This is a genomic window from Photobacterium sp. R1 (assembly GCF_054600795.1).
On the sequence record NZ_BAAHZP010000007.1, the window covers coordinates 135,910 to 157,786 of the forward strand.

17 protein-coding genes and 1 tRNA gene are annotated in these 21,877 nt (G+C 50.4%); 17 read left to right on the forward strand and 1 reads right to left on the reverse strand.

Going from position 1 to position 21,877, the window contains the following annotated elements:
- Nucleotides 1-29 precede the first annotated feature (29 nt).
- Both hxpB and ACYP03_RS13420 read left to right on the forward strand, forming a co-directional pair.
- Entirely contained in the window at nucleotides 30-683 is a 654-nt protein-coding gene (hxpB, locus tag ACYP03_RS13415; RefSeq protein ID WP_330959428.1) for a hexitol phosphatase HxpB, read from the forward strand.
- Between the two features lie 439 nt (nucleotides 684-1,122).
- Complete coding sequence (locus ACYP03_RS13420; RefSeq protein WP_248140406.1) at nucleotides 1,123-1,326, forward strand: CPXCG motif-containing cysteine-rich protein; 204 nt, start codon at nucleotides 1,123-1,125, stop codon at nucleotides 1,324-1,326.
- 73 nt (nucleotides 1,327-1,399) lie between these two features.
- Here ACYP03_RS13420 and ACYP03_RS13425 read toward each other — a convergent pair whose 3' ends face one another.
- Nucleotides 1,400-2,008, reverse strand: coding sequence for a riboflavin synthase subunit alpha (locus tag ACYP03_RS13425; RefSeq protein ID WP_459780345.1), 609 nt, complete (start codon nucleotides 2,006-2,008; stop codon nucleotides 1,400-1,402).
- Nucleotides 2,009-2,173: 165 nt separating this feature from the next.
- Here ACYP03_RS13425 and ACYP03_RS13430 point away from each other — a divergent pair, with 165 nt between their 5' ends.
- The 15 genes from ACYP03_RS13430 to ACYP03_RS13500 all read left to right on the forward strand — a co-directional run bounded on the left by ACYP03_RS13430 (nucleotide 2,174) and on the right by ACYP03_RS13500 (nucleotide 21,839).
- Nucleotides 2,174-4,039 (forward strand): sensor domain-containing diguanylate cyclase, encoded by a 1,866-nt coding sequence (locus ACYP03_RS13430; protein ID WP_459780347.1) that lies wholly within the window; start codon nucleotides 2,174-2,176, stop codon nucleotides 4,037-4,039.
- A gap of 104 nt (nucleotides 4,040-4,143) precedes the next feature.
- A complete protein-coding gene (locus tag ACYP03_RS13435) occupies nucleotides 4,144-5,514 on the forward strand; it encodes an MATE family efflux transporter (RefSeq protein WP_459780349.1) in 1,371 nt (456 codons plus the stop codon).
- Nucleotides 5,515-5,629: 115 nt separating this feature from the next.
- Nucleotides 5,630-6,691 carry a DUF3080 domain-containing protein gene (locus tag ACYP03_RS13440; protein WP_459780351.1) on the forward strand — a complete coding sequence of 354 codons (1,062 nt, stop codon included), beginning with the start codon at nucleotides 5,630-5,632 and terminating at the stop codon, nucleotides 6,689-6,691.
- A 44-nt stretch (nucleotides 6,692-6,735) separates the two neighbouring features.
- The gene (locus ACYP03_RS13445; RefSeq protein WP_036753032.1) at nucleotides 6,736-6,996 is read left to right on the forward strand and encodes a DUF5062 family protein; all 261 of its coding nucleotides are present in this window, start codon (nucleotides 6,736-6,738) and stop codon (nucleotides 6,994-6,996) included.
- Between the two features lie 160 nt (nucleotides 6,997-7,156).
- Nucleotides 7,157-7,233, forward strand: a tRNA-Val gene (locus tag ACYP03_RS13450).
- Nucleotides 7,234-8,132: 899 nt separating this feature from the next.
- Nucleotides 8,133-8,567, forward strand: a complete 435-nt coding sequence (locus tag ACYP03_RS13455) for a hypothetical protein (protein WP_459780352.1) — start codon at nucleotides 8,133-8,135, stop codon at nucleotides 8,565-8,567.
- Between the two features lie 1,286 nt (nucleotides 8,568-9,853).
- Entirely contained in the window at nucleotides 9,854-10,660 is an 807-nt protein-coding gene (locus ACYP03_RS13460; protein WP_459780354.1) for a hypothetical protein, read from the forward strand.
- Nucleotides 10,661-10,970: 310 nt separating this feature from the next.
- Entirely contained in the window at nucleotides 10,971-11,303 is a 333-nt protein-coding gene (locus ACYP03_RS13465; RefSeq protein WP_459780356.1) for an STAS domain-containing protein, read from the forward strand.
- Nucleotides 11,304-11,319: 16 nt separating this feature from the next.
- Complete coding sequence (locus ACYP03_RS13470) at nucleotides 11,320-12,153, forward strand: OmpA family protein (protein ID WP_459780358.1); 834 nt, start codon at nucleotides 11,320-11,322, stop codon at nucleotides 12,151-12,153.
- Nucleotides 12,153-14,255 (forward strand): SLBB domain-containing protein, encoded by a 2,103-nt coding sequence (locus ACYP03_RS13475; RefSeq protein WP_330959420.1) that lies wholly within the window; start codon nucleotides 12,153-12,155, stop codon nucleotides 14,253-14,255. The genes ACYP03_RS13470 and ACYP03_RS13475 overlap by 1 nt, the downstream gene beginning before the upstream one ends.
- On the forward strand, nucleotides 14,252-14,962 hold the full coding sequence (locus ACYP03_RS13480) for a P-loop NTPase family protein (protein ID WP_459780360.1): 711 nt from the start codon (nucleotides 14,252-14,254) through the stop codon (nucleotides 14,960-14,962). The genes ACYP03_RS13475 and ACYP03_RS13480 overlap by 4 nt, the downstream gene beginning before the upstream one ends.
- 71 nt (nucleotides 14,963-15,033) lie before the next feature.
- A complete protein-coding gene (locus tag ACYP03_RS13485; protein ID WP_459780362.1) occupies nucleotides 15,034-16,617 on the forward strand; it encodes a SpoIIE family protein phosphatase in 1,584 nt (527 codons plus the stop codon).
- Between the two features lie 48 nt (nucleotides 16,618-16,665).
- Entirely contained in the window at nucleotides 16,666-17,478 is an 813-nt protein-coding gene (locus ACYP03_RS13490) for a phosphate/phosphite/phosphonate ABC transporter substrate-binding protein (protein ID WP_459780364.1), read from the forward strand.
- An 11-nt stretch (nucleotides 17,479-17,489) separates the two neighbouring features.
- Entirely contained in the window at nucleotides 17,490-20,564 is a 3,075-nt protein-coding gene (locus ACYP03_RS13495) for a PAS domain S-box protein (RefSeq protein ID WP_459780366.1), read from the forward strand.
- 195 nt (nucleotides 20,565-20,759) lie between these two features.
- Nucleotides 20,760-21,839: a glycosyltransferase family 4 protein gene (locus ACYP03_RS13500; RefSeq protein WP_459780368.1), complete on the forward strand. Its 1,080-nt coding sequence runs from the start codon at nucleotides 20,760-20,762 to the stop codon at nucleotides 21,837-21,839.
- Nucleotides 21,840-21,877 lie beyond the last annotated feature (38 nt).

The following is a 21,877-nucleotide window of genomic DNA, read 5'->3' on the forward strand; positions in this document are numbered from 1 at the left end:
GTTTCACTTCAGCCCAAGACAGGATTCAAATGTTAAAAGCCGCAATCTTTGATATGGACGGCCTTCTGGTCGATTCTGAACCTTTCTGGCAACGTGCTCAGGTCGAGGTATTTTCTTCTTTGGGAGTCAAAATTTCTCAGCAGGATACGCTGGAAACCATGGGACTCCGCATCGACCACATTGTTGACCTCTGGTTTGAGCGTCAGCCGTGGCAGGGACCAAACTGCCAGGAAGTCAACGACCTGATCACCAAACGCGTCGAAGCACTGGTTCAGGAGCACAAACCCATGTTACCCGGTGTTCTGGAAGCCATCCAAACCTGCCAGGAGCTGGGCCTGAAAATTGCCCTGGCTTCATCTTCACCAATGAGTCTGATCCACGCCACGCTGGATGCGCTGTCGCTCACCGAAGCTTTCAGTGCACTGTTCTCTGCCGAGCACCTGCGTTTTGGTAAACCTCACCCGGAAGTGTATCTGAATGCAGCTGATGCACTGGGTGTTGAGCCCCATCTGTGCGTCGCATTTGAAGATTCGCTGAATGGCCTGCTGGCGGTGAAAGCGGCACGGATGAAAAGCATTGCTGTTCCGGAAGCTCAGCATCGCGAGGACCTGCGCTGGTCCATTGCCGACCGAAAACTTAACTCGCTGCTCGAAGTAAATAAAGAATTAATCACCGGTCTTTAATCAGCTTCAGTGATGATTAGCATTTCTGTTTTTACCAGCAGAGATGCTAATCCATTGAATTCTCAGTTCCTCTGCTTTTTCCAGCCGCATTGAGGCTGTTTTGACTCAAAAAAAATAGAGTTCACTTCACACCTTCAGACGCTTGTCCACCGCAGATTTCCGAAGTTGCCAGGCACCCGCTTTCCAATCCGCAAAACTTCTCAGCAACTCAAAGTTTGCGGTTAATTCACGGCAAAAACTAATCCGGCTCGCTAGGATTAACATAACGGTTTACAAATCGATTCTCCGTGTCATTTCAGGACGAGGCGCTTTATCTCATCCTCCGGGTTCAGCGCAGAGCCGGACCCGAATGCACAGGGAAAATACCACTCTCCAGTAAGGAAGTTGGACGTAGTGTCTGTGTGCCATTTGGTGTTAGGTACATGTTAAGGAGTTTAGAATGAAGAATTACAGCGAGCAGAGTGTGATTTGTCCGCATTGCGGCCACAATATCCGCATTACGCTGGATACCAGTGCCGGCAGCCAGGAATTTTATGATGATTGTCCCGCCTGTTGTCATGCCATCCACCTGAACATGCAGGTCGATGATCTGCACAAAACAATTCATTTGTTTGTGGATGCAGACGACGAGCAAATTTTCTGAGCACACCTCCGTCGGAGTGTGCATGAAACACCGCCCTGCCTTATGGCAGGGCGAATAATTTGTGGGCCACGCATCAGCTGCGGGCGGCCATGACACGCTCTACAGTATCAACAACAGCCTGAGTCTGAGGATCAATCTCAATATTGATTGCATCCCCCGGACGCCGGGTTGCCAGATTGGTTCTGGTGAGCGTCTCCGGAATCAGATTGACATTGAAGCGTTGTGCTTCCACATCACCAATCGTCAGACTGGCACCATCAATGCCGATATAACCTTTCGTGAACACATATTTCATCAAAGACGACGGCATCGAGAACCAAATCTGGTAATTGTTTTCAGATTCAATCACCTCATCCACCGTTGCGGTTGTCATGATATGTCCCGACATACTGTGACCCCCGATTTCATCCCCGAATTTCGCCGCACGCTCGATGTTCACCCGGTCCCCTTCACGGAGCAAACCAAGATTGGTCACACGCAGGGTCTCCTGCATCAAATCAAACGACACAAGATTGTCATCGATTCGGGTAACCGTCAGACAGCAACCGTTATGTGCGACGGATGACCCAAGCTCTAAGCCATGAATGAGCTCATCCGGCAAACGAAGCACGTGTGTCTGGAAATCTTTTTTCTTTTTAATTTCAACAACTTCAAAAGTTCCCTGAACAATTCCTGTAAACATCTGTCCTCCGCATTTAAAAGCAAAAACAAGCTTTAACTCACAATTTGACCACAAAGTTAGAACAACTGTCCCAAAATTTTGTGACTCGATTGTATTGGGTCAGGCAAATACTTATCCTTACTCACCGTAATGTTTCGCAGCGGTATTACGCTTAATTTCCTGACCATGTTTAAATCGCACACCAATCACCTGGGCTTCCGAATCCAACTTACTTTAACGACAGTCATTCTTCTGAGTGCCATTGGTGTCGGCATGATTTGGTACAACAGTTCTGAACGCGCCATCACCCAGGCGATTGAAGGATTTTACCGCCAGAGCAATGACGTCGTGAAAGATCACCTGGATGAATTTTTTAACAATGTCCGGCTGATCTACAAACAACAGGAACTGATGTCTGACGAACTGGATGCGATCGTTCAGGACAGAACAAAAATGCAACAGTACCTGACCGATTCTCTCGTTCAGCACCCTAACATAGAGCACTTTTACTTTGCTACTCCGGAAGGCGGATTCAGGCTGATTGGCCGCGACCCGGATATTGTCCGGTTCAAACTGCCTGAAAGCTATGCAAATTATCTGGAATTTATCGAAACTGAGCGCCCGGAAGCAAGTGCGCTGCACCGCTACATTATTCATCCGGAAAAACAGAACATCCTGCTGAATACCAAGGAATACTATGACGCCCGTAAGCAACCCTGGTTTTTTCAGGCGCTGACTCATGACCAGGCCGTATGGAGTGAGCTGATCAAGCGTGAGGAACAGCAAGGTGAGCTGGGGGTTACGTTATCAAAAGCAGAATACGACCAGGCCGGCGAACTACTGGGTGTCTGGGGCATGGATATTGATTTAACGCCACTGATTGATGAGCTGGAAAGTATCAAAATCAGTCCGAACAGCGTCATCACCATTCTGGGCCGACAGGGAACAATACTGACCAGTACCCGGCCGGATCATGTGGCTGCCTACGGGGAACTGAAAACGATTGATCCTCAGCAGACGCCGCTTCTCTATAAAGTCTGGAAATACAGATACGGGCACACAACCGAAGTCAGCCCGGTCTACCGTTTTCACTGTCAGGGACAGGACTGGCTGAGCTATACCGGCTATTACACTCTGGACGGGGATGACCGGGTCACCATCGTCATGCTGTCGCCGTTAAGCGACTTCACTTCTGTCTTCATGACAGCCAAAGATACGGCCATCATCCTGACCCTGGTGCTCATGATCATCGCTGCCATCTACGGGTACTACGGAAACCGTTATATCCTGACGCCCATTCAGCGCCTGACACACGCGATTAACAATATCAGCAAGGGTCATTGGGGGCAGACACTGAATCTGAAACGGAATGACGAAGTGGGCCAGCTGGCGGATGCATTCGATGATATGAGCCGGCATCTGGAACAAACCATTACCCACCTGGATCAGGAGCGCGAAGAAACGGCCAGACTCAACCTGTTACTGGAAAAACAGAATCAGGAACTGGAGGCCAGAGTCGCAGCCCGCACTCTTGCCCTGAAGGAAGCCAACAGCCGTCTGGAAAAACTGGCTTTTTATGATCCCCTGACCAACGCACCGAACCGCCGTTATTTCTGGCAGCGGTTCAATGAAATGCGGGATCGGCAAGGGTGCTGGCTGATGTTACTGGACGTGGATAATTTCAAAAAACTGAATGACACCTACGGACACCAGGTTGGCGATCAGGCCCTTCAGCATCTGGTCAATATCTGTAATGACACCTTTGACGAACCTGACTTTATTGGACGAATCGGTGGCGAGGAGTTTGCAATCTGCTCTCTCGCTCCGGATGAAAGCACCATTCGCCGGATTGCAGATGATCTGTTGAAGCGCATTGCTTCAATCCCGGTTTCACTGGGAGACACGTTGATCACCATCACCGTCAGTATGGGGATCACCCAGTGTGAACCCGGCAGTAAAGGCTGTTTTGGCATTGCAGACGGATTGCTTTATCAGGCGAAACAATCGGGTAAAAACAAAGCACTGATGATGAATCTGCAAGAGCGCGGCTAGCTTAGTGAGACTGATTGAATAAATCGTTGTCTGCCGGAGGGAAGCCGATATAATCACTACTGAATAATCTTCCAACAAGATATCCCTGCCCGCTGGAGCAATTTGTGCATTTTTATCGTCTTGAAACTAAGCGATTGCTTAAACTCGCTATTCCCGTTCTGATCGCTTCTGTTGCCCAGACTGCGATGAGTTTTATTGATACTGTGATGGCCGGTAGTGTCAGCGCAACTGATATGGCTGCGGTCTCCGTGGCTTCCAGCATCTGGATGCCTGCAATTCTGTTTGGAATTGGTGTACTGCTCGCCATGGTACCCATCGTCGCTCAGCTGAATGGTTCCGGACAGAAAGAAAAAATTCCGTTTCAGGTTCAGCACAGTTTTCTCTTAGCGCTGCTGCTGTCTGTCCCTGTGATTCTGGTGCTGTATAACGCTGGCGTCCTGATCGATTATATGGCACTCGAAAGCGTCCTGTCTGAAAAAACCATCGGTTATCTGCACGCGGTTCTTTATGCCGTTCCGGCCTTGTTTCTGTTTCAGGCTTTACGCAGCTTCTCTGAAGGATTATCCCTGACGGTTCCGGGCATGGTGATTGGTTTCATCGGCCTGCTTGCCAACATTCCGCTGAACTGGGTCTTTGTTTACGGCAAATTTGGCGCACCGGCTCTGGGCGGCGTAGGCTGCGGCGTCGCAACAGCCATTGTCTACTGGCTGATGTTCTTTGCCATGCTGATTTACGTCCTGGTGAACAAAAAACTCAACCGGATTAGGCTGTTCAACACCCTGTATCAGCCTGAAATGAGTACCGTCACCCGCCAGTTCAAACTAGGTTTTCCGATTGCGGCCGCACTGTTTTTTGAAGTCTCGCTCTTTGCCGCCATTGCCCTGCTGATTGCGCCGCTTGGCTCCATTGTGGTGGCCGCGCACCAGATTGCGATTAACTTTTCCTCGCTGGTCTTTATGCTCCCGATGAGCCTGAGCGCAGCGACCAGTATCCGGGTTGGACATCAGCTGGGTGAGAAAAACTTCGACGGCGCCAGAATTTCCAGCCATTGCGGTATCTGGCTGGGCGTCGCTGTCTCTCTGACCACCGCGGTACTCACGGTCATTTTCCGTGAACCCATTGGGTTACTTTATACCGATAACCCGGAAGTGGTCAGTCTTGCCGCCCAGTTATTGTTCCTTGCAGCGGTTTACCAATGCAGTGATGCCATCCAGGTGGTCGCTGCCGGTGCACTCCGCGGGTATAAAGACATGCAGGCAATTTTCGTCCGGACTTTCATTGCCTACTGGATCTTCGGCCTGCCGACCGGTTACACCCTGGGGATGACGCATCTGGTCACCGAACCTATGGGCCCGCACGGATTCTGGATTGGTAACGTGGTTGGTCTGACGGCCGCTGCCATCATGCTGACAACACGCTTACTGTGGCTGCAACGTCAGGATCACGACTTCCAGCTGGCCCTGTCAGTCCGCTAATCCGGGCTCTGTAATCTGGCAACATCACATAGAAGGCAGCGAAAGCTGCCTTTTCTTTACCTGAAAAGTCAGCATGTTAGCGTATACTTTGAAAAAACCGTCTGAAGTATCGCCCATGCTTTTTGTTCTCCGTCATTTTATTGCTGATCTGAAAGTCTTCCTGCTGTCGCTCTGCCTCATTCTGCTGAGTGGCTGCGACACACCGTCGTCAGAAAGCAGTTTCACAAATTATACCGATCGTCTGGCCTCGGTTCTGGACAGCAGTGAACCCGAAGCACCCAAGACTGCAATCCCCCCGCTGCCGGAAGTCAGTGAACTGCTGCAACAGACAGAAGATGTCCGCATGGGGCTGCTGGATGCTTACGAGTTAAGAACATGCGGCCTGTTTCAGCTGATTGCGGAGCGAAATTCCGTGCTGGGTAAAGTTCAGGACCGAACAAGGCAACTGCGTTACGAATTACTGTTACTGGACGGTATCGGTCACTGCCTTGCCATGCTGCCACAGAACAGCAAACTACAGGCACAGCTCATTCAGGTCCAGCGCATCAAACAGCAGGATTTACCCAAATATTTCTGGAACATGCTGCTCACCGGAGAAGAATGGCAGAAGCAATTCAAGCCGACCCATATCGCTTTCCCGTTAAACGCTATGCCCGGCGCTTCTGAAAGTCAGCATATTTTCCGCGGAATCGCCGAGATCGCCCGACAAATCAGCGCAGGACAGACGGTGACGTCCCAAGCCGCAGACAACTTGCTGACCTATCAGGCAGACATTCATACCTTCCGTTATCTCGGCCAGTTGTTTTACACCATGGCCCGCGCACGGGACTGGCTCAATACAACCACCCGGTTGCTGAACAGCCAGGATTCGCTGGTGATGTGCGGTCCAAACCGCAACCAGCAACAAGCCGATTACCTGCAGAACGTGTTTTATAAGTTTTATGTCGGCGAGATTCAGCCCTATCTGGCAAAACTCGACAGTCAATACCAGGAAATTTCGCCCGACCTGCAAGCCTTATTTACAACGCCAGCACGCCCCGCTGCACTGGCTGACTACCAGAGTTATTACATTGACGGTGCATTACACAGCCAGTTTCGTGAAGCCACGCTCAACCATGTGCATTACTGGCAGACACTCTTCAAACGCTGTGGGATAAAGGTCGGACAGACCGGATAGCCTTCGCTATGCTTGATGAACAGAAATCGCGATGGAGTGACGCAATGAAAAAAATAAAAAATGAGCAAAAGTTGCTGAAAAAAGCCATGGAACTCGGCATCGCCTTTGCCCGAAAGCAGGGATACGAAGATTTTGGCAAAGGCATCTCTGAAAAAGACAAAGTCGAATGTATCTATCGCCTGCTGGTCGACGTCAAACAAATCACCCCCCTCGCCCCGGATCAGGAAGACGGCCCCAACATGCGTCACAAACTGGCCATCTGGATTTCCCGACTGTTACCGCCGGATCATGAGTTACTGCAATAATTCTTCCCGAAAAACAATTACTCACTGACTGAAAGCGCACCAGGCAGTACAAGTTGCAACCAAACAGTCACGAAAAATAAAAAAGCCAACTCAAACACTTGCACCGGAGGGAGTGAATCGCTAATATTCACCCCGTTCTGATGCAGAGCACTTCCATGATACGACCGTAGCTCAGCTGGTTAGAGCACCACCTTGACATGGTGGGGGTCGGTGGTTCGAGTCCACTCGGTCGTACCAAACAGAGAAGCCCGTTCGAAAGAGCGGGCTTTTTCTTTGCTAAGAAGATGTATTCCACTTCTCTACATCGTACTATTTTTGCCGGATCCTAAAACTGCCTAGCCATAGCTTCATCACTATTACCGGAAAGAGAGTGTTTCTGCAGGTCAAAGACACTCAGGAAAAATTCTGATTGGTTTCCCCCTTGCCCGATAATGGAATAGTAATTAAGAACAAGTGAGATATTGAGAATTAAGCTGCGCATTTCCTGATTCCTTCTGAAAACTGAAGTCAGTCATCATCAGGGCTCGGACACCGCAGTAAGATTATGAGTTGCGCATTCTGCCGTTATACGCAACTGGGTCTAAGAAGTTGGGGAAAGCAAAAATGATACAACAAGGTCCTTTGCAAAAAGTATGGTTGATCGAAAGAGTTAATAGATACAACATGTTGCTTGTTTTTGGTAAACGACAAGCACTAGTGTAGTGCAACTTGTTCGATTGTATTGCTCCAGTGTTTTGGGACTCTTCATAAAATAGCAGCATTATAAATTGTCCTAGAGATAGTAGTTGCTATGGAGAACATAACTCTCCACTCCAATTTTCGACCTTAAAACCCAAAAAATCAGTACTCAGAGTTAAACACCATTTTGTGACACATCTCTATTAATTATGGTCGCATATAAAAAATTTCAGTCTACATTATATATACAACTGATTACTTTTCGTTAAGGGAACACTTGACGATCATATACTAGAATTACGCATTTAGATGTATGACCTGTCTGAATTCCTAATTCCCTCTAACTTTTGCTCAATTCAAATTGTGTATCTTTTGTTACTAACTTTCATTAGTAGCGCGACTAAAACTGAGGCAATCGCCGATGGCCTTTAATCATTGAATCATGGAGACATCTAAATATGAGCATATTACAAATAAACCATTCAACACTTACTCACTTTGATGGCGGTTTTAATGACAACATAAATAATGTAGGATGGTATTCTGGAATATTTTTCAATTTAAAAAATACATCTGATACAACAATTACAATAAATGAACTGGAGTTTAATATAGGTGAAATTTTATTTTCCGAAGTTTTATTTAATGCAGTCGACAGTGTCTATGATACTTTTACACTTGAGCTACGTGAACTGGATGTAGAGTTGCCGATTGTATTAGGACCAGGTATAGAACATAGATTCAGTGGTAATATCACTAGAATTAAAGCAGTCAACAACCAAGAAATATATGGTTCGCCAGCAACTGGTAGTTATGGCGTGTTTGTGAACAGCACAACTTTAAATTATACACAAGAAAATTCATCTCATATCTCTGGTAATGTAGTAAGCTAACAGAACTATCACTATTAAAAAACCATTAATATGCCACTATTTTTGAATACAGGGGAGAGTGAACAACAAAATCACTCCCCCTCCATTAATCGCGCTGATTTATAGGGTATTTTAATTAACATTCAATAAATTTAGTTCAATATTCTCGACAGAAGACACTCTCTGTTAAAGTAGGCCTGATAAGCTTCAGAGCTGATAGAGGTTTCAAACTCTATGGAAGGATACTACCTATTAAAGAGATATAAAAAATCTCAAAGTAAAACCTACCAGTTATGATAAATTCATTGCATGTAACAACGCTAAACTTATACCAATTTGAGTTAGAATTGAATATACCATTACTCATATTTTTAAAAAATTTAAAGCAATTTTAATAATTACATATTTCATGAGCCATTTGAAACAATAGGTGATTTACAATTTATCCTATCACTCAAAAACACCTGGAATTTCTAATTGCAGATATAGTCATACTCACTATTTTAACCACCAAACCAGAGCATAAATTTAATGAAACCATATCACCTAGTTCAATTTACTTCACCAAAAAACTCAAACACTATCACCCTGATTTGATGAGAAGATTCGGAAATAATAATCTGTTTTCTTTGTTAGAGTAAGAGCACACTGAATCATCACCCAGCCGTGTAACCATTTGATTTTCATATATCGAGTTTCTCTTTGTCCACCTGTATAATAAGGTCCAAAAACTAAATAAAAAAGATCTGACTCCCCCCAAAAAAAGTTGATGACATTGCCATCAAACTTATTGGAGAATCGTTCCACTAAAGTTTTCGTTGTAATCAACTGATAATAGTAGCTAAGCGTGTAATTTATCCACCTACTTAAACGTAAGGGTGGAATTATTCTTGTTTTTTACTTTAGTGAGCGTAGCCATAAGTTTGTTTATGATTTGGACAACTGAACCCCCATTATTGAGCAGTTTCTTGACCAACTTTAATTCATTTTCAGATAGTGATCGCCCTAATTATTTTTCAATTCTTTTGATAATTAATTCAAAATCCTTAGGTACCAAAGCCAGTTCCAGCCTATCAATAAAATTCATTTCATCACCTCAGTTAAATAATTCATTCTATCGACTTTAAAATTATATTTCACATTATTTTTTGACTATTCATAAAAAGAAGTAGGATTTTTCGCGCCTACTCAGTCTCGCGAATATTCTCTAAGCGAAGCGTCCACCACAATCAAATATGATTCTGAGTGAAATGTGTACCAGACTTAGCGCAATAGCTTTCAGACAACCACAGATGGGATGGTATCCAGTGAGAACCTTTGAACATCGCCTTCGTTTTATTCAGCAAGACCGGGCCCAGTCTAACTGGGCAGAAAGCTTAGGCATGTCTGAGCGCGAGTTTACAGCCCTGTTTACCGGCCCGTTTCCTGATACAGCGTCCCTTCAACTGCTTCGACGGGTTGAAAACGCAAATCTGAACTGGTTACTGTCGAATAATGGCGAGCCCTTTTTCGTCAACCATCACCTCTCGGGAGAAGCGTTTTCGGATACGATTCAGGCGAAATTAGAATACAAACCCTGGCAGGTGTATTTGTGTTCACTGGCCGAGCACACAATGCTGATCCTCACCCATCCTGCTCAGGTTGAATACAAGGGCAAGACGGTCGATTATCAGCAGCTTGAGATTCATGTCGGTCCGGGCAGTCTTGCACTGGCCGAAGCACTTCATCCGTCGGCAGAAAAAGGACAGGTCCTTATCCCACATTTCGGTGCGACCGAGAAAAAATCTATTGCCAACGGCCAGCTGGGCACCTACGGCTTGATGCGAAATGGCGTCACTTTAAAAACCGAGTGTCATGTTGCCCTACCTGACTCCCTGCATTTTCCGGACAAGCACGAAGCAAAAGATCAAGCAGACACGATTTTGTTAAAGGTACTCATGGCACTGCTTGAACAGTGCCTTGCTGAATCCGGTGAAGAGCTCAGCGCTGATAACAGAGCCAAAATTATTTCGACACTTTACAGCTTTGCAGGCCAGATGAAAATGACGGCGACAGACCTGACTCCAGCACTGATCCGCACCGCGATTCAGATCATGTACGAACAGAACCAATGAACCGTTTTCTGTCATCGTTCGGGCCATTCAGGCTGTAATCAGCAAGCTCTCTTTTCCACTGCGGATGTTAAGTTGCTGATCTGGATTCGAAATGCAACTTGATTCGCAAAATGCAAACCTCGTCTTTCCCATTATGTCCTGCCTTCTCGTTTGATTGCGGGACACAGCAGCCATCCGGCATTTGTATCCCTGCCCTGACAAACCATCATTTTTTGGCATGCTTCCTGCCTGAGCATTCACGAGCACATTTCATGTCTTGTTTTCAATGTATTGCATTCACAGTAATGCTCAGAACGTGTCGGGAGTGGTTATGAAGCTGGAATATATTCAGGGAAAAGACAGTCAGATTACTTTGGTCATTCAGGGCGAGATGGATGCAGATGGCTGCCGGGACATCCAGCCTTATCTGGACCAGATAATTGCGCAGGAAAAAGGGCCAGAGGTCCTCATCGATTTAAATCAGGTCCCCTTTATTGATTCATCCGGCATTGGCGCCATTGTTTATCTCTACAAGCGTCTTCGCGAACAGAATTGCACACTGTCACTGAGTCAGGTTCACGGCCAGCCGCTGGAACTGCTCAAGCTGCTCAGAATCGATCAGGCGATTTCCATCAATCCCTTTGTCCCGGTGACAGAAAAATAAGCTCAGGGAAGTGCCCATGCGTACGGACAGCACATGCAGCATCGCTTTGCTGCTCATCTTCCCCCTGCTTCTGCTGAACGGCTGCTCGGTCTGGCCGGAAAAAGGAAACGGGGGCATGGCAGAACATTATCCGGTCACTCTGGCACCTGTAATGCCCGATAAGCCGCTGGAGCCGGAGCATGGTCTGCGGTTTGAACTGGACATGGTCAGCCAGCATCTGGACATTCTGGTGCTGGAAGGCGCTGAGCAGTGCTTTCCGGCAACCGTCGTACAGGCAAAACAAAATCAGCAGCGCATTACCAGAGAGCTTGAAGGCGGGCTGAGTTACGATGCAGCCAACGATTTAATCGTTCAGCGCAATCTGCTGAAAAGACTGGAAAACCAGCTTGATGATGTGAAAAACAAAGGGGCATGTCATCCTCAGACGGCGAATATGCAGGCACCGGCGGCGCTCGCCAGCAAGCTGTACCAGTTGCTCAACAGCGACAATCAGTTTGCGTTCAACTCACCGGAAGTAAACCCCAAGTACATGGGACACCTTGCAGAGGCCGCCATTCTGCTGCGGGACATCCCCACTTACCGCCTGCACATTACCGGCCATGCCGACCGGGTCGGCACGCCTGAATTCAATCAGCGGCTCGCACTGAACCGGGCAAAGCAGGTTCAGCGATACCTCGAGATTTTCGGGCTTCCTTCAACCCGGATCACTATCGCTTCCGTCGGCAGTGAAGACCCGTTATTCGACGGCCACGGCCCGGAGGTTCGTCTGACGAACCGCCGAGTCAGCATCGAGCTCGTCGAGATCACCCGCCCCATGCCTGGGCCCATGCAAGGTAAGGAGTCACCATAATGTCAGGCTTACGTCTATTCCTCTCGGTGGTTCTGGTCATTGTGATGTCTGCAACCGCATCCGCGTATTCCATTCAGCATGGTGACCAGCTGACCATCAGCCTGCCGGGGGAGCAGTCTCTGAACCGGACCTTTCAGATTGACCGTCAGGGCCAGATTCAGTTACCGGAAATCGGCCCTGTGAAAGTCGCCGGACAGACCGAAGCTTCCGTGACCGCTTTCATTCGCGACAAACTGGAGAGTGTGATTCGCGATCTGGATAATCTCAGCGTTTATGTCAGCAAACGACAGTTACTGATCAGCATCCAGGGCTATGTCAACACACCCGGCGAATACACCTTACCTGCCAGCGCGTCGGTACAGGCCGCGATTGTTGCAGCCGGTGGAATGCGGCCGGGGGCGCAGCTGAATGTCATGCAGATCAAGCGCGCCGGCCAGACCCGCACATTTAACTACAAAGCCTTTCTCGACTCCGGCGATCAGTCTTTACTGCCTGTTCTGCAATCTCTGGATGTCATTTTCGTTCCGGCCTCGCCCATGATCGGGAATATCGAGCAGGATTTTGACCCCCAGAATCTGGCAGATGCCGGGGATGCAGCCAGCGACAGAGGTGCAGTTAAAGTGTTTGGTGAGGTCAATCACCCCGGCAGCTTTTCTCACAAAGACACGGCGAATCTGGTCGACCTGCTGATGCGGGCCGGTGGCGTCACCCGTTACGCCGGTGTCGAGCAAATCCGGGTCATTTCAAACAATGAGCCCGTCATCTTCAATCTGAAGCAGTATCTGGATACCGGTCAGGACACGCTGTTACCACCAATCGAGCCGGGTGCGACCGTCTTTGTTCCCCGCCAGGAAGAAGAAGTGAAGCGCGGTGCGAACACCATTTATATCATGGGTGAAGTCGCCAAGCCCGGCGCTTACGAGACCAAACAGGGCACATCCTTTATGGATATTCTCGCCAATGCCGGTGGCCCGACCCGCTTTGCTGAATCCCGCCAGATCCGCATTATCACGGCACAAGGAGACATAAAGTCCTTCGACTTGTCAGGTTTCACAGAAGGCACATCCCGCAGAGCGCTCCCGCAGGTTTCCCCGGGGGACGCGATTTTCATTCCCGAAAAAACCGACATGAACGAAAAGTCATGGCTGAAAGTGTCGCCGCAGCGCGCGGTCAGAATCATGGGGGAAGTCGTGCGCCCCGGACGGATTGAATGGTCCAGTGAAATGAATCTGCTTGATTTGCTGGCCCATGTCGGCGGCCCGACGTCACGGGCAGATACAGCCAGAATTGAAGTGATGACCCCGAATGCTGCCGGTGTGAACCGGACCTATGTGTTCAATCTGGACCAATACTTGAAAAACGGTTCCCACAGCAGTGATTTACCGCCGGTCCGTGCGGGGACAACCGTCCGGGTGCATGATCTACCGCAGGATCCGACCGACAACAAATCGCAATGGGTCCGACAGAGTTCTGAATTGTCTATCTATGTGTTCGGGCAGGTCGGTGCACCTGGTCGGTATCGGTTTACAAACCGCATGCACTTTCTCGATATTCTGTCAGCAGCTGATGGCCCGACCTCCAAAGCGGATATCCACAATATCCGGATTACCCACCGCAACGGCGATTACGCCAGAGTAACCAAACTGAATCTCGCGTTATATTTCGAAACCGGCGATGAAAATCTGTTGCCTAAAGTCACCACGGGGGATGCCATCTACATTCCGGAAAAAGACCGCAACTGGCTGGAAGAAAGCAAAGAATCCACCATCCGGGTGCTGGGCGCGGTCAATAAACCGGGACGGTACCGCTTTGATGACAACATGACTCTGCTCGATTTACTCGCACAGGCTGGCGGACCGAGTAACAACGCCTATGTCGAAAAAATTACCGTGGTGAATTTGTCCTGTTGCCGGGATCAGGCCAGAACGTTTGATCTCACCGAGTTTGGCCGGACCGGTAATTTCAGCCTGCTTCCTGTGATTCGTGCCGGGGATACCGTCTATATTCCGGATCGCAGTGAGAGCACGATGGAAGCCTTTCGGCGCGGCATGAACGATTTGTTCCAGCTGGCCGCCACAGCCGCACTGGTGGGCTTACTATGACAATTTTTTCTCCCGACTCACCCCAGATTGAGCAGATCTATCGTCATCTTGTTCAGGAAGAACTGAAAAGTGTCGCGATTACCTCTGTCAATGCTGAGGAAGGTGTCACCTCTCTGGCTCTGGCACTCGCCCAGCGGCATTTGCTTTCAGGCCGCAATACACTGCTGGTCGATCTCAATCTGAACCATCCCACCCTGCTGCCGGTTCAGCTTCACCCCGAAACCACCGCAGAACCTGAATTTGGCACTCCCTGCACGGTTTGTATTGATGCTGCACCTGTAATTCTCAACGGCATCATTGCCCCCTCAGGCAGAGCCGACAGAATGATGCTGCGCCGCCCCCATGCCATTTCAACCTGGATCAAAGAATGGCAGGCGACTTATGACCTCATCATCTTTGATACATCCCCGATCTCACAGACAAGCCATGACTGTATTCCACCGGAAAGCGTTGCAGCCGCATGTGATGGCTGCCTGATGGTCGTGATGGCAGGCAAAACAACCGAAAGTCTGGCAGAGTCCTGCGCCCAGTCTCTGCGCTTCGCCGGTGTCCGACTGACCGGCACAATTATCAACGATCAATGTAATCCGGCACTCCGTTCTGAAATACAGCGTGAACTCGGCCGACTGCCGCAATGCTGCCGCCGGTTGGTCAAAGCATTACGTAAAAAAGTGTCTGAAAACAAACTACTCTCCATAGAGCTGTAACATGGATGACAAGTCAGCCGCCGGACAGGTGCGAACATGCAATGGACCTGGATATGGACACGGATAAGAACATGGATATGAACATAAAAACTGTTTTACTGGACATCGAACAACCCGCCACACTCGCCAGTGTCACGAAAATCCGGCGACTGCTTCAGCAGGCACTGGGCCTGAGTAAGGCCGACAGTCAGACCGCCAATCAAATCGCTCTGTGTTTTGCCGAAGCTGCAACTAATATTGTCCAGCACAGTTCCCCGTCGGCCCGGATATTGAAAGTCAGATTCAGCATGTCCTCTCAGAACTGGCTGCTGACGCTTGAGGACGATGGCGGGAGCTGGGATCCGACTCTGTTAAACCCGGCCGCGCCGGACGCCCTGACCCTGGATACGCTGATGCTGGATGCTCTGGCGCTGGATGCCGAATCCGGCCGCGGAATTGCGCTGCTGAGATCGCTCAGTGATGAACTCACCTATCAGGCCGCTGGCACGGATACCGGTGCGTTCAATTGCCTGACGGCCACCTGGCCGCATTGCCAGCAAGATGACAAGCCAACCATTTTTATTGTCGATGACGAGCCGTCACAACGGCGCCTTTATCAAACCTATCTCTCAGACGACTTTCATGTTCTGACCGCCGACAACGGCCAGCAGGCACTTGCGACGATCGATCATCAGCACATTGATTTAGTGCTGTCAGATATTCAGATGCCCGGTATGAACGGTCTGGAGTTCCGTGAACAGCTGAACTCACTGTCTCCCGGCGCTGCCGTTCCCTTCATTTTTCTGACAACAGCCAATGCCAGTGAAATCTTTCAGCAGGCTGCCACTATGGGCATTGATGACTACCTGACCAAACCCGTCAGCAAGCAACTGCTGTTGCAAACGGTGCACCGCGTACTTGAACGTTCCAGACAGGTTTACCGGCATCTGACCGGTCAGGTGAACCGGCAGATTGCCAGTGCCTTATCGCCGCAGCTCCCTGCGGGTTGTCCGGGCTGGCGGCTTGCTGTCAGGCAGCGAAATACAGGGATCGGCGGCGGTGATTTTGTGATGGCTCAGCCGTGCGAGAACGGCTTTTTTATCGCGGTTACAGACATCATGGGCCACAACGATACCGCCAAATTTTTCTCTTATGCCTACGCCGGTTATCTGCGGGGAATGTTGCTGAATCTCGCAGAGATTGACTGCCCGCCGGATGAAGTGTTGCGGCGTCTGTCTATGGGCGCGCGCACCGATCATTTCTTGTCTCAGGTGACCCTGACCTGCAGCGCACTTTGTCTGCATCCGGACGGACAGGTCGTTCTGGCCTCTGCCGGGCATCCACCGCCTCTGCTCATCACAAAGCAGCGCATTGAGGCAGTCGACATCAGCGGTATTTTGCCCGGGCTGCTGGAAGACCCGCATTACCCCGCCGTCACTCAGCTGCTGGAACCCGGACAACGTCTGGCGGTGATCAGCGACGGGCTGTTTGAATCGGCAATGACGCCGGATGGCCGGCAGGAACTGGAACGAAAAATGCTTGATGCACTCAGGAAGACACTTTCCCAACCGCTCGAGGAAGCCATTGAGCAGGTCATGCAAGTCTTTGATGACTGCACTGAGGGAAAGCCGAACGATGATGCCCTGCTGCTTCTGATTGAACGGGATTGCCAATGAGTCAATTTCTTCAGATGCAACAGCGCAAGCAAGCCCTAAGGAGTCAAGATGAGAATTCTGATTGCCCTGTTCCTTGCCATTCTGGCTGCCATGCCGGCGCATGCCAGAGAGATTATTTTTGGGATCGTGCCTCAGCAAGCCGCCAGTAAACTCGCCCGTGTCTGGACACCTATCCTCACGCAGGTGTCCGAACTGAGCGGCCATACCATTCACTTTGCCACCGCACCAGATATCCCCACCTTCGAAAAACGTTTAAAAAACGGGGAATACGATATTGCCTACATGAACCCGTATCATTATGTCGTGTTCCATCAGGAGCCGGGTTACCGGGCCATCGCCAAGGCAGCCAATAAGCAAATCAAAGGCATTATTGTGGTCCGGAAAGACAGCGGGATCACCGCCCTGTCTCAGCTGGATCAGCAGACACTGGCATTTCCCTCTCCGGCCGCATTTGCTGCCAGCATTTTAACCCGCACCGATCTGTCCGCCGCCCATGTCCGGTTCACGCCAAAGTACGTGTCGTCCCACGACTCCGTCTATCTGGCGGTGGCTCAGGGCATCTTTCCTGCCGGTGGCGGTGTGATGCGCACGTTCAACAGCATTGACCCGGCGCTGCGAAACCAGCTGACCCCCATCTGGACAACCCGGGGATATACCTCACATGCCATCGCTGTTCATCCGGGAATCGACAGTCAAACCGCCACCAGTATTCAGCAGGCCCTGATCACCCTCGCAGCAAAGGAAGACGGCAGGAAAGCCCTGGCTGAATTAGCGATTTCGGGGTTTGAGGCTGCCGAAGACAGCACCTGGGATGATATTCGCGCCCTGCAAATCGATCTATTACAAAATTTACTGCACTGAAGGAGGCCATGATGAGTATTCGTCTGAAAACCATTCTGGGCATTGCCTTCATTGAAGTGCTTGTACTGGTGCTCTTAGTCAGCAACGCACTGACCTATCTCAGTCAGTCAAACCAGTCCCAACTGGAACAACGCGCACAGGCAGCCACAACGCTGTTTGCCCGGGCCACCAAAGATGCGGTGCTGTCTTACGACCTGGCAACATTAAACAGTCTGGTTGACGAGATCATGGCGATTTCAGACATCAAATACGTCCGGATCTGTAATCAGGTTCAAGTGCTGGCTGAAGGAGGTGACGTGCCTGCCACCTCGCCGCACACAGACAAAGATCAGGGGATCAGTGACGTCGATGACGGCATTTATGACATCCACTATCCGATCGTTGAGGCCGGAACCGTCTACGGCAGCATTGAAATTGGTTTTTCAACCTCCAAGCTGGAAACCCTGCTCACCGACGCCGGGAAGATGTTTACGTCCATTGCGGGACTGGAGGTCATTCTGGTCGCCGTCTGTTCCTTTGTTCTGGGGACGGCCCTCACCCGGCAGTTAAGCCGGCTCAAAATGGCGGTTGATGAAATCACGCACAACGGTCCGGGAATGACACTGCCCAGCCACACCAACAATGAGCTGGGAGCAGTCGTCCGCTCATTTAACACCATGTCACTGACGCTGGCGAAAAATCAGCAGGAAATCCAGGATTTGCTGGCGGACAAAAGCCGGACCCTGCATGAGCTGCATCGTCACGAAAAGATCCAGCAAACCATCCTGACCGCATCTCTGGATGCCATCATTACGATCAATCAGTCCGGCTACATCGTCGATTACAATACCAATGCCGAACACATCTTCGGCTGGCAGAAACATGAAATTCTGCATCAGGACATGGCGAAATACCTGATCCCGCAACACCTGCGTTCGCAGCACTATCAGGGCATGGCGCATTTCATCAGAACCGGTGAAGGACCGGTGCTCGGACAACGCATAGAGACCCTTGCCCTACATAAAAACGGGCATACATTTCCGGTTGAACTGGCCGTCTCTCCGGTTGAAGTTGACGGGGACTACCTGTTTGTATCGTACATCCGGGATATTACGGCCCGGAAAGTCGCCGAAAAAGAACAGCTACTGGCGGCTCAGGCCTTTGACGCTCAGGAAGCCATCTTTTTTGCGGATGAGTCTGGTCAAATTCTTCGCTACAACCCGACATTTCAGCAGCTGACCGGTTATGATCCGGCATCCTGTTCACCATTGCCCAGCCTCAGCAGCCTTGTGTCCGTGCATCAGGCAATGTGGCAAACCATTCATCAGGGCGGGAAATGGTCTGGCGAGCTGGTATTACAACCCATCCGCGGTGAAGCACTCCCTATTTATTTCAGTGCCTCCCCGGTGTTCCCCGACGAACACGCCGTACTCTACGTTTGCCACTTCATTGATATTTCAGAACAAAAGGCACACGAGGCCACACTGCAACGCGCTCGCCGGGAAGCAGAAAAAGCCAATGAGGCCAAAAGCCGTTTTCTGGCTTCCATGAGCCATGAAATACGCACCCCCATGAATGGTGTGCTCGGTATCCTGGATATCCTGCAGGGGGAAACCCTCTCCGCGCATCAGAAAAGCCTGGTTCAAACGGCACATGAATCCGGTAAACACCTGGTTGCGATCATCAATGACATTCTGGATTTCTCCAAAATGGAGGCCAACAATCTGGTGCTGAACCATGAGCCTTTTCATATTCAGCAGGTTTTTCACCAGGTCATTGAACTGATGACGCCGCTGGCAGAGAAGCATCATCTGACCCTGTCATTAACCTTGCCCCCGGAAGCCAACAACTTCGCTCAAGGGGATGCAGGCCGTATCCGTCAGATTCTGCTGAACCTGATCCATAACGCCATCAAATTCACACCTCAGGGCGGGATTCGCGTCGAAGTGTCGCTCACGAAAACCGCTCTCAACACGAAAGCAGGCTGGCTGCTGAATTGTCATGTGATCGACAGCGGGATTGGTATTGCTCCAGAGGCACAGGAAAGCCTGTTTGACGAATTTACCATGTCTGATCAGGGTTATACACGGGCCACGGAAGGCACCGGGCTGGGGCTGGCAATTTGCAAACGCCTGATACAGCTGATGGGAGGTGAATTGGGTCTTTCCAGTACCCTTCAGACCGGGAGTGATTTCTACTTTTCCATTCCGTTGGCAATTGCATCGCAAGATGCGACGCATCCACTGAGCCAAAAACAACTGCCGATTCTCCGGGCCGGGATGAAGATTCTGGTCACCGAGGACAACGCGGCAAACCGTCTGGTGATTGGCCATATGCTGAAAACCGCGGGTATCGAAACCGATATGGTCACCAGCGGCGAGCAGGCGATTCTTGCTGTTCAGCAACGCCACTACGACCTGATTTTTATGGACATCTCGATGCCCGGTATGGACGGCATGGAAGCAACACAGCGGATCCGAGCCCTGTCGCCGGAGAACCAGTCACTGCCGATCATTGCTTTGACCGCTCATACCCTGACAGGGGACAGAGAACGCTTCCTGTCCGCCGGGATGACCGACTACCTGAGCAAGCCCATTCACAAAGCACAGTTACTGGACTGCCTGAGCAAGTGGGTCAAACCTGTTTCCCACAGCAACGAAAAGCGGTGCACTGTACCGTGTCAGTCCATTGATGAAGCAGAAACCTTCTGTGCGAATAAAGACGAAATTCCTTTATCGCTGTATCCGCTGGTTGATCCGACAACCATCCATCAATTGATCGAGGACACCTCCTTCGAAGATACCGACATGCTGGTCGAGCTGTATCTTGAAGACAGCCAAAACCGAATCGCCACTATCCGCAAAGCCATTGAGGACAACAACCCGGATCAGCTGCAGTTTGAAACCCACGCGCTCGCCAGCAGCGCTGGCAGTTACGGCAATATCCGGCTGTCGATGCTGGCCAGACGCATTGAACATTTGTGTATTCAAAATTGCAAAGCGCATGCGATTGAACTGGGTGAGCAATTGCTGACGGTCGCGGAAAAGTCATTCCTGCAACTGAAAGCCTTGGATATCCATAATATTGTCCTGAAAACAGGCAGTTGATCTGCCGGATGAAGACGCACTTTGAGTTGCAGAATGCAACTCAGGTGAGTACAAGGCCGGACATGGCACGAAAGCATGCGTGTCCAGTCAGCCCATATGCAGCCTCCCTATATGCAGCCTGCCTATATGTAGCCTGATAGAGTGGCATCAAATTTGCCGGGTTTCCGTATTCTCTTTTTGTCTGCGGGAACTCACATGAGCAAGAAGACCTTCACTGCGAGACCAGCGAGCCGCCCGATCTGGCTGATTGCTGACAGCCGGACACTGGGCGGGATTGAAACTCATATTCAGGAACTGGCGACCGCATTAAAGACCAGCCGTTATGATGTGCAGGTCATCCTGTGGCAGGATTACGACCAGACTCACCCGCTGATCGCCAGACTGTCGGCCCAGGCTGCGCCCCGGACCCAGCCCGTCCCCGTGTTTGTGCTGGACGGTAAACTCCGTTCCCTGCTCCGCCTTGCCAGACAGATGCGTCCTTTACTGGTGCATACCCACGGGTATAAAGCCGGGATCCTGTGCCGTCTGCTCAAACCCTTTTTGTCCTGCCCGGTTGTGTCGACCTATCATGCCGGAGAAACCTGCCGCGGCAGGCTGGCGCTCTATGATATGGCCGACAGAGCTACGGCCTGTCTCGCCAACGCTACTTTTGCCGTCAGTCACAGCATTGCCAGCCGCCTTTCCCGGCCATCGGTCGTACTGGATAACTTCACCAATCATCTGAGCCAGACGGCTTCTCAAGGACACCAAATTGCTTTTGTCGGCCGACTCAGCCATGAAAAAGGCCCGGATCGCTTTGCCGAACTAGCCCGCCAATGTCCGGCACTTCAGTTTGACTGCTACGGCGACGGCCCGCTCAGAACAGCATTAGAACAAGACAGCCCGGCGAATCTGCACTTTCACGGCATGCAGCAGGACATGACTGACATCTGGCCGAACATTGGCCTGCTCATCATGCCTTCCCGGCACGAAGGGCTGCCAATGGCCGCGCTGGAAGCACTCTCATTCGGCATCCCTGTCATTGCAACAGAGGTGGGCGCTATGAGCCGCGCGATCATCCATGACCACAACGGCTGGCTGATATCCCCGGATGAGCCTGAACAGCTGTATCACTGGCTGAAACACTGGTTTGCCCTTCCCGCCGAACAACGCATGAGCATGCGCCAGCAAGCGATTCGTTCCGTCCGGGAGAATTTTTCAGCCGAAGCGGTTCTGCCCGCACTGCTGGCACAATATTCGCTTGTCGTGAATCTGACACCGGCAAAGCTGGCCTGAGAGCGCAACCCGAATGTGCTGCGCGGCGTCTGAATTGC